This window comes from Microbacterium sp. p3-SID336, from assembly GCF_025143365.1.
GTDB lineage: Bacteria > Actinomycetota > Actinomycetes > Actinomycetales > Microbacteriaceae > Microbacterium.
In genome coordinates this window covers 1-7,415 of record NZ_JALXPE010000098.1, presented here as the reverse complement: position 1 = coordinate 7,415, position 7,415 = coordinate 1, and the positions used below count along the sequence as shown (strand labels likewise).

Sequence of the window (7,415 nt, the reverse complement as noted above, 5' to 3'; positions counted from 1 at the left end):
GGACGCCCTCGATCGATCGCAGCCGGCCGAGGAACCGGTCGAAGCCGGCGAGGCTGTCGGTGCGCAGCTCGGCGACGAGATCCCAGGCGCCGTTGGTGGAGTGCAGGGCTTCGACCTCCGGATAGCCGCGGAGCTTGCGGATGACGTCGTCGGTCGAGCGTCCCTCGACCTCGATCAGAGCGACAGCGCGCACGGCCTCGTCGTCGCGGTCGTCGCGGATGCGCACGGAGAAGCCGATGATGACCCCCGCCTCCACGAGCCGATCGAGCCGGCTCGTCACGGTGGCCCGCGAGACCCCGAGGCTCCGAGCGAGCTCCGCTATCGGGGCGCGGCCGTCGACGCGCAAAGCCGCCAGGAGTTGCCGGTCGAGGTCGGTCAGCGTCGCCATGTGCACATGGTATAGCTCGAGGTCTCGATCTGCACGATTCTCCTGCGGAATGTGAGCACACAACACATTGTGATTGCAGATCGTCGGTCCCTAGCGTGGAAAGCAGAGAAGGAGGTCGCTTGATATGACCAGATTCGTCGACGTCGGCAACATGGTGCGCTGGGTCGCAGACACAGGTGCCGAGCAGATCATCGCGGGGATGACGCAGTACATCGAGGACGACTTCCGTCGCTGGGCCGCGTTCGACAAGGTGCCGCGACTGGCGAGCCACACGCCGTTCGGCGTCATCGAGCTGATGCCGACGAGCGATCAGGAGCTCTACGCGTTCAAGTACGTGAACGGCCATCCGTTCAACCCCGGGCGCGGCTTCCAGACGGTCGCCGCCTTCGGGACCCTGGCCGACGTGCACAACGGCTATCCGGTGTTCATGGCCGAGATGACGGTCCTGACGGCGCTGCGCACCGCGGCGACCTCGGCCATGGCCGCTCGCCATCTGGCACGACCCGACTCGCGGCGGATGGCACTCATCGGCGCCGGCAGCCAGTCGGAGTTCCAGGCGCTCGCCTTCCGGTCGTCACTGGGGATCCACGAGCTCGCCGTCTGGGACGTCGACCCGGGAGCCATGCAGAAGCTGAGCCGCAACCTCGAGCCCCTCGGGTTCACCGTCACGGCCGCGAGCTCCGCGGAGGACGCGGTGCGCGGCGCGGACATCGTCACGACCTGCACCGCGGACAAGGCCAGGGCGACCGTCCTGCACGCCGATGCGATCGAGCCGGGGATGCACCTGAACGCCGTCGGCGGGGACTGCCCTGGCAAGACCGAGCTCGACCCCGCGATCCTGACGTCCGCGGACGTCTTCGTGGAGTACGCCCCTCAGACGCGCATCGAGGGCGAGATCCAGCAGGTGTCCGCCGACTTCCCCGTCACGGAACTGTGGCAGGTGGTGCAGGGCCTCGCGCCGGGTCGGTCGTCGACATCCCAGATCACGCTGTTCGACTCGGTGGGCTTCGCCATCGAGGACTTCTCGGCCCTGCGATTCGTGGAGCAGGCCGTGCGCGGGACGTCGTTCTTCGACGTGCTCGATCTCGTGCCGGAACCCGACGACCCCAAGGACCTCTTCGGTCTGGTCGGCTCCCTGTCGCCGGTCGGCTAGCAGTGTCCTCGATGTCGATGCAGGCGCCCTCCTCGGTGATCCTCATCCGTCCCCGACGGTTCCGCCCGAACCCCGAGACCGCGGTGGACAACACCTTCCAGACGATCGCCCCCACGGCCGATCCCGACGAGGTCGCGCGCCGCGCCAGGGACGAGGTCACGGCGGTCGCGGACGCCCTGGAGGCGGCGGGCGTCACGGTCCACCTCTTCGACGACGACGACCCGACGCGACCCGACAGCGTGTTCCCGAACAACTGGCTGTCCACTCATGCCGACGGAAGCGTCGCCGTCTATCCCCTGTTCGCCCCCAGCCGCCGAGGCGAACGGCGCACCGATGTGCTGGACCTGCTGCGAGAGCGTTACGACGTGCAGCGCGTCGTCGACTACTCGAGCCTGGAGGACGACGGGCTCTTCCTCGAGGGCACCGGGGCGATGGTGCTCGACCACGACCGGCGCGTCGCCTACGTCTCCCTGTCGCATCGCGCCGATCCCGAGGCGCTGCAGCGGTTCTGCGGCGACTTCGGCTACGAGCCTGTCGTCTTCGAGGCGGTCGACGAGCACGGCATCGCGATCTACCACACGAACGTGATGATGTGCGTCGCCAGCAGGTTCGCGCTGGTCGGTCTCGATCGCATCCGTGACCACGCGCGGCGACGGGAGGTGGCCGCGCGCCTCGCGGACGGCGGCCGTGCGGTCATCCCGCTCTCCGCACCGCAGATCCGGGACTTCGCGGCCAACGCGCTCGAGGTCCAGGGCCGTTCCGGGCCTCTCCTCGCGATGTCGCAGCGCGCACACCGCAGCCTGTCGTCGGCGCAACTGGCCACGATCGAGGAGAGCTGCCAGGTGCTCTCCCTCCCCCTTCCGACCGTCGAGCTCGCGGGGGGATCCATGAGGTGCATGATCGCGGGGGTGCACCTGGAGCCCCGACGTGACGCGGAGGTCTACGCGGGGGTCTCCACGAGCAGTCGGACGATGTTGTCCTCCTGAAGGCTCCAGCGCGCGCCGTGGATGACGGCACCGGTGATGCTGGCGCCGCGCTCCGTGCGGGTCCGTGCGATGGACAGCCCCTCGGTGATGTGCGGGATCGATCGTGCGTAGAGCATCTCGCGGATGCCGGCGAGGAGGTGGTCACCGGCGAAAGCGAGCGAGCCGCCGATCACGAGCACGGTCGGGTTGAGGAGCGTGATGCACGCCGTCATGACGTCGCCGAGGTCGCGGCCCGCCCGGCGGAGCACCTGAGCCGTGGTCACATCGCCGTCGCGGACCAGCGTGAACAGGTCGCTCGTGCTCTCGGCGGCGACGCCGCGCGACTTCAGCTCCCGCAGGATCGCCTCGGTGCTGGACACGGCCACGAGACAGCCCGAGTTGCCGCAGTGACAGGGCACGTCGGCATCGGGGCGCCGCACCTGGAGATGACCGATGTCACCGGCGAGCCCGTGCGACCCCGCGTAGGGCGCTCCGGCGAGGATGAGACCGACGCCGATGCCGTTCGACACCGTCACGAACATCAGGTCCGCGACGTCCGGGTAGTGGATGGCCTGCTCGCCGATGGCCATCAGCGTGGCGTCATTGTCGACGAGGATCTCGGCGGTGAAGCGGGCCCGCATCCACGGCTGCAGGGCGAACGAGGACCATCCGGGCATCGGACTGACGTTGTTGATCAGGCCGGTCACGGGATCGATCGGACTGGACACCCCCACGGTGATGACGTCGATCGGTCCGTGATCGCTCGGGAGCTCGCCGATCAGGACTTCGAGGGCCGTGGCCGCCTGTTCGAGGACCGCGTCCGGTCCGTCGCTGAGTTCGATGTCGAATCGGTTGTGGGCGAGGATCTCTCCGCCCAGGTCGGCCAGGGCGACCGTGCAGTGCCGCGAGCCGATGTGCATCGCCCCCACGGTCCGTGCCCGGTCGTTCAGCGCGAACCGGGTCGAAGGCCGCCCGCCCGTCGACGAGCCCTCACCCACGCTCACGACGAGGCCGGCCTTCTGCAGCGCGCCGATCCGGTTGAAGACGGTCGATCGCGAGGCGCCGGTGAGTTCGGCGACGTCCGCCCTCGTCCGGGGCTTGCGATCGGCGAGGATCTTCAGGAGCTCGACGGCACCGGCATCGAGCCCGAGGCTCCTGCGAGGTTCGCTCATCCTCGCATTTTATTCAGGTCCAGGGCAGGGCAGGCGATCCCGGACCCGCGGGACCGCAGCGCCTCCCCCGGCTCCGAGACGAGCGCGGAGGCCGGGAGAGGACGGAGAACGAGAGGCGCGTCAGCTCGCGGCGGCGTCCTCGCGCTTCGGCAGCACCCATCCCGCCCGCGGGAAGTGGCAGGTGTAGCCGTTCGGGTACTTGATCAGGTAGTCCTGGTGCTCCTCCTCGGCCTGCCAGAACGGACCGGCCGGCTCGATCGTGGTCACGGCCTTCGCCGGCCACAGCCCGGAGGCGTCCACGTCGGCGATCGTGTCCCGCGCGATCTGCTCCTGCTCGGGGGTGAGCGGGAAGATCGCCGAGCGGTAGCTCGAGCCGATGTCGTTGCCCTGCCGGTTCAGCGTCGACGGGTCGTGGATCTGGAAGAAGAACGCGAGGATGTCGCGGTAGGTCGTCGCCGTCGGGTCGAACACGATCTCCACGGCCTCCGCGTGACCCGGGTGGTTCCGGTAGGTCGCATGGTCGTTCTCGCCGCCGGTGTAGCCGACCCGGGTGTCGAGCACCCCGGGCTGACGGCGGATCAGGTCCTCCATGCCCCAGAAGCAGCCGCCGGCGAGCACGGCGGTCTCGGTCCCGGGGGTGCGGGTGATGGTTCCGGTGTCGGTCATGACTGCTCCTCAGCGCTGTCGTCGGTGTCGGGGGTGTCGGTGGGGGTGCTGCCGTCGGCGAAGAGGCGGCTGTAGCGACCGTACCCCTCCTCCTCCAGCCTGTCAGCCGGGATGAAGCGGAGGGCCGCCGAGTTCATGCAGTAGCGGAGGCCGCCCTCCGCCGCGGGGCCGTCGTCGAAAACGTGGCCGAGGTGGCTGTCCGCGCCCGTGGACCTGGCCTCGGTGCGGGTCATCCACAGCGTGCGGTCGGTCTTCGTCGTGACAGCGGCCTCGTCGATCGGCCGGGTGAAGCTGGGCCAGCCGGTGCCGCTGTCGTACTTGTCCCGGGAGGAGAACAGCGGCTGCCCGGAGACCACGTCGACGTAGATGCCGTCGTCGTGGGTGTTCCAGTAGGCGTTGCGGAAGGGCGGCTCCGTGGCGTCCTGCTGCGTGACCTCGTACTGCAGGTTCGTGAGGGCGCTGACCGCCTCTGGCGTCTTGCCGTAGTCGTGCGACATGCGTTGCTCCTTTGTCCGACGCCGCTGGCTGCGGCGTCACAGAGGAGAACCACGCATGGCCCGGTTTTGGTCCCGCGGGGCTGGGAGCGGGCTGGGAGTTTCCGCGGTCGGATGGGGCCCGGCTCAGGCGGCGGACTCGGCCGCGGCGCGCACGAGGTCGAGGTTGCGGGCGGCCGTGCGCAGCACCTCCGCGACGGTGCGGTCGTCCGGGCGACGGGCGGCCTTCAGCCCGAGCCACGGCACGGGACCGGCCGCGGCGAGCGCGTCGGCCACCCGTGCCGCGTCGAGCAGCGACTGCGACTCCGGGTGCGCCTCGGCGATGGGCAGGTGCGCGTCGATCCACGGAGGGCCGTACGGGGTGGCCGCCGCGGCGGCCCCGGAGAACGCGAGCCCGGTCAGCAGCCCGGAGCCCGCGGCGTCGGCGATCTGCGCGGTCACGGCGTCGGCATCGCGCAGCTCGATCGCGGAGCGCCCCCAGTTCAACCACAGCCCGACCGGGACCTGCGCGTCACGGATCGCCGCGATCTCGGCGTCGAGCGGAAGGAACCCCTTCTCGGGCTGCTGCCCCGGGACGAACGCGTCGCAGTGCTCGATCGCGAGGACGGCGCCCGACCAGTCGAGCGTGGCGAGCTCGCCCAGGGAGCGGGTGAGCGCCGCGTCGGATCCCGTCTCCCGCGGGGCCGTGTGCAGTGTGACCACGGCGACCGTGGCCGGGCTCTCCGCGGTGAGGCGTGCGACGTCGGCGGCTACGCGCTGCAGGTCGGCGACCGCGGCCGCCCGCCCCTCGGCATCCGGCGACGCCAGCCCGTAGCGGGGGTCCTCCCCCACTCGGCGCATCACGAACGGGACCGGGGTGACCGCGAGGCGCACGGCCGGCACGTGCGCGAGGAACCAGGCGTCGTCGTGCGGGTGCAGGCCGCCCATCCACGGCACCTCCAGCCCCGCGACCCCCGGCAGTGCGCACAGCGCGGGCAGCAGCTCGGCCTCGAGCACCGGATCCCACTGCGCGTGCGCGGGCGAGAGCGGATACGCGCTCACGAGGATCGGCGCGGTCATGCGTCCTCCCCCGCGAGGGCCTCGACGAACCACGACGTGATCGTGGACGGATGCGTGATCGCGGTGCCCACGCAGACGGAGAAGGCCCCCGCGCGGAGGGCTGCGGCAGCGTGCGCGGGCTGGTGGATGCGCCCCTCTGCCATGATCGGGCGGCTGCAGCGGGCGGCGACGAGGCCGATCAGCTCCAGGTCGGGTCCCGCGGTCTTCGGCCGCTCGCCCGTGTAGCCGGAGAGCGTGGTGCCGAGGATGTCGACTCCCGCGGCCTCGGCGGCCACGGCATCGTCCAGGGATCCGCAGTCGGCCATGATGAGCGCGTCGGTGTGGGCGCGCAGGCCCGCCACGGTCTCCGCGAGGGTGAGGCCGTCCGGACGGGGACGGCGGGTGCCGTCGATCGCCACGATGTCGGCGCCCGCGTCGGCCACGGCCTTCGCGTGCTCCAGCGTCGGTGTGATGAACACGTCGGCATCGCCGTCCTTCCACAGCCCCACGACGGGCACCGGGAGGTCGGCGACCGCGCGGATGTCGTCGAGGCCCTGCACGCGGACGCCCGCTGCTCCGCCGACCAGGGCCGCGGCGGCGACCTGGGCCATGATGCGCGGGTCGCGCATGGGCTCCCCGGGGTAGGCCTGACACGAGACGATCAGGCCGCCGCGCAGACGGTCGATGGCGTCGGTGGATCTCATGCGTCCCTCCAGGCGGATGCGGCGGCTCCCCGCAGCGGTGCGTCGTCGCCGAGCGCGCCCGGCAGGATCGGTGTGGTCTGCAGCGCGTCGATGACCTCGCGGCGGAAGGCGGCGCGCATCGGCTCCCACCAGGCGTCGCCGATGTTCGGCACCCCCCCGGTCACCACGATGCGGTCCGGGTCGAACAGGGTGGCCGCTCCCGCGAGGGTGCGGCCGACCGCCGCCGCGGACTCGGTGAGCGCGCGCAGGGCGAGCTCGTCGCCCGCGGTCGCGGCGGCGGCGATGCCCCGGGCGTCGGCGATCACGGGGTCGCCGCCGAGCGCCAGGAAGTGCCGGTGCATGCCGATGCCGGAGCCGATCGCCTCCAGGTGTCCCACGCGCCCGCACGGGCAGCGCAGGTGCGCGGCCCCCGGGGTCGGCATGTGCGCGATCTCGCCCGCCACATGGTGGGCACCGCGGACGGGCCTGCCATCGAGGATGAGCCCCGCGCCCACCCCCGTGCCGACCGCGACGATCAGGGCGCTGGACGCGCCGGCGGCCGCACCGAACCGGTACTCGCCCGCGGCGTGCGCGTCCACGTCGTTCTGCACCGCGATCGGCGCGGCGGACGGCAGTCGCGACCCCAGGGCGGTGCGCACGAGCGCGGCGAGCGGGGTGCCCGGCCAGTCCGCGAACGTGTCGGTCGCCGAGACGATGGTGCCGGTGCCCGCGTCGACGACACCGGCCGTGCCGATCCCGACCCCGGCGAAGTGCATCCCCTCCGGGAGCAGCAGCGCCGCGAGCCTCGCCACGGTCGCGACCACGGCTGCGGGTCCGTCCGCCGCCGGGGTCGCGG

Annotated in this window: 9 protein-coding genes; 2 read left to right on the top strand and 7 right to left on the bottom strand. The window is 71.6% G+C overall.

Translation table 11 applies throughout. The features are described from left to right. Window positions 1–388, bottom strand: a 388-nt coding sequence (locus M3C17_RS18470; protein ID WP_259979518.1) for an Lrp/AsnC family transcriptional regulator, incomplete at its 3' end; no start/stop codon positions are given. Between the two features lie 124 nt (window positions 389–512). Between M3C17_RS18470 and M3C17_RS18465 the strand changes: the two genes are divergently transcribed. Beyond that, a complete protein-coding gene (locus tag M3C17_RS18465) occupies window positions 513–1,541 on the top strand; it encodes an ornithine cyclodeaminase (protein WP_259979517.1) in 1,029 nt (342 codons plus the stop codon). Between the two features lie 11 nt (window positions 1,542–1,552). Then, window positions 1,553–2,527 (top strand): citrulline utilization hydrolase CtlX, encoded by a 975-nt coding sequence (ctlX, locus tag M3C17_RS18460; RefSeq protein ID WP_259979516.1) that lies wholly within the window; start codon window positions 1,553–1,555, stop codon window positions 2,525–2,527. On the opposite strand, the gene M3C17_RS18455 is transcribed toward ctlX, so the two are convergent. The 6 genes from M3C17_RS18455 to M3C17_RS18430 all read right to left on the bottom strand — a co-directional run. Then, window positions 2,482–3,678 carry an ROK family transcriptional regulator gene (locus M3C17_RS18455; RefSeq protein ID WP_259979515.1) on the bottom strand — a complete coding sequence of 399 codons (1,197 nt, stop codon included), beginning with the start codon at window positions 3,676–3,678 and terminating at the stop codon, window positions 2,482–2,484. The genes ctlX and M3C17_RS18455 overlap by 46 nt on opposite strands. A 120-nt stretch (window positions 3,679–3,798) precedes the next feature. After that, window positions 3,799–4,344, bottom strand: coding sequence for a peptide-methionine (S)-S-oxide reductase MsrA (msrA, locus tag M3C17_RS18450; RefSeq protein ID WP_259979514.1), 546 nt, complete (start codon window positions 4,342–4,344; stop codon window positions 3,799–3,801). Further along, on the bottom strand, window positions 4,341–4,841 hold the full coding sequence (msrB, locus tag M3C17_RS18445; protein ID WP_259979513.1) for a peptide-methionine (R)-S-oxide reductase MsrB: 501 nt from the start codon (window positions 4,839–4,841) through the stop codon (window positions 4,341–4,343). Before msrB ends, msrA begins: the two co-directional genes overlap by 4 nt. Before the next feature lie 123 nt (window positions 4,842–4,964). Then, window positions 4,965–5,897 carry a DUF4862 family protein gene (locus M3C17_RS18440; protein ID WP_259979512.1) on the bottom strand — a complete coding sequence of 311 codons (933 nt, stop codon included), beginning with the start codon at window positions 5,895–5,897 and terminating at the stop codon, window positions 4,965–4,967. Then, window positions 5,894–6,580, bottom strand: a complete 687-nt coding sequence (locus tag M3C17_RS18435; protein ID WP_259979511.1) for an N-acetylmannosamine-6-phosphate 2-epimerase — start codon at window positions 6,578–6,580, stop codon at window positions 5,894–5,896. The genes M3C17_RS18440 and M3C17_RS18435 overlap by 4 nt, the downstream gene beginning before the upstream one ends. Then, window positions 6,577–7,415, bottom strand: an 839-nt coding sequence (locus M3C17_RS18430; protein WP_259979510.1) for an ROK family protein, incomplete at its 5' end; no start/stop codon positions are given. The genes M3C17_RS18435 and M3C17_RS18430, both read right to left, overlap by 4 nt.

What these genes read in the sequence shown, in the direction of transcription:
- M3C17_RS18435 (WP_259979511.1), bottom strand. Translation starts at nt 6,580, where the DNA reads ATGAGATCCACCGACGCCATCGACCGTCTGCGCGGCGGCCTGATCGTC.
- msrB (WP_259979513.1), bottom strand. Translation starts at nt 4,841, where the DNA reads ATGTCGCACGACTACGGCAAGACGCCAGAGGCGGTCAGCGCCCTCACG.
- M3C17_RS18455 (WP_259979515.1), bottom strand. Translation starts at nt 3,678, where the DNA reads ATGAGCGAACCTCGCAGGAGCCTCGGGCTCGATGCCGGTGCCGTCGAG.
- M3C17_RS18440 (WP_259979512.1), bottom strand. Translation starts at nt 5,897, where the DNA reads ATGACCGCGCCGATCCTCGTGAGCGCGTATCCGCTCTCGCCCGCGCAC.
- M3C17_RS18465 (WP_259979517.1), top strand. Translation starts at nt 513, where the DNA reads ATGACCAGATTCGTCGACGTCGGCAACATGGTGCGCTGGGTCGCAGAC.
- msrA (WP_259979514.1), bottom strand. Translation starts at nt 4,344, where the DNA reads ATGACCGACACCGGAACCATCACCCGCACCCCCGGGACCGAGACCGCC.
- ctlX (WP_259979516.1), top strand. Translation starts at nt 1,553, where the DNA reads ATGTCGATGCAGGCGCCCTCCTCGGTGATCCTCATCCGTCCCCGACGG.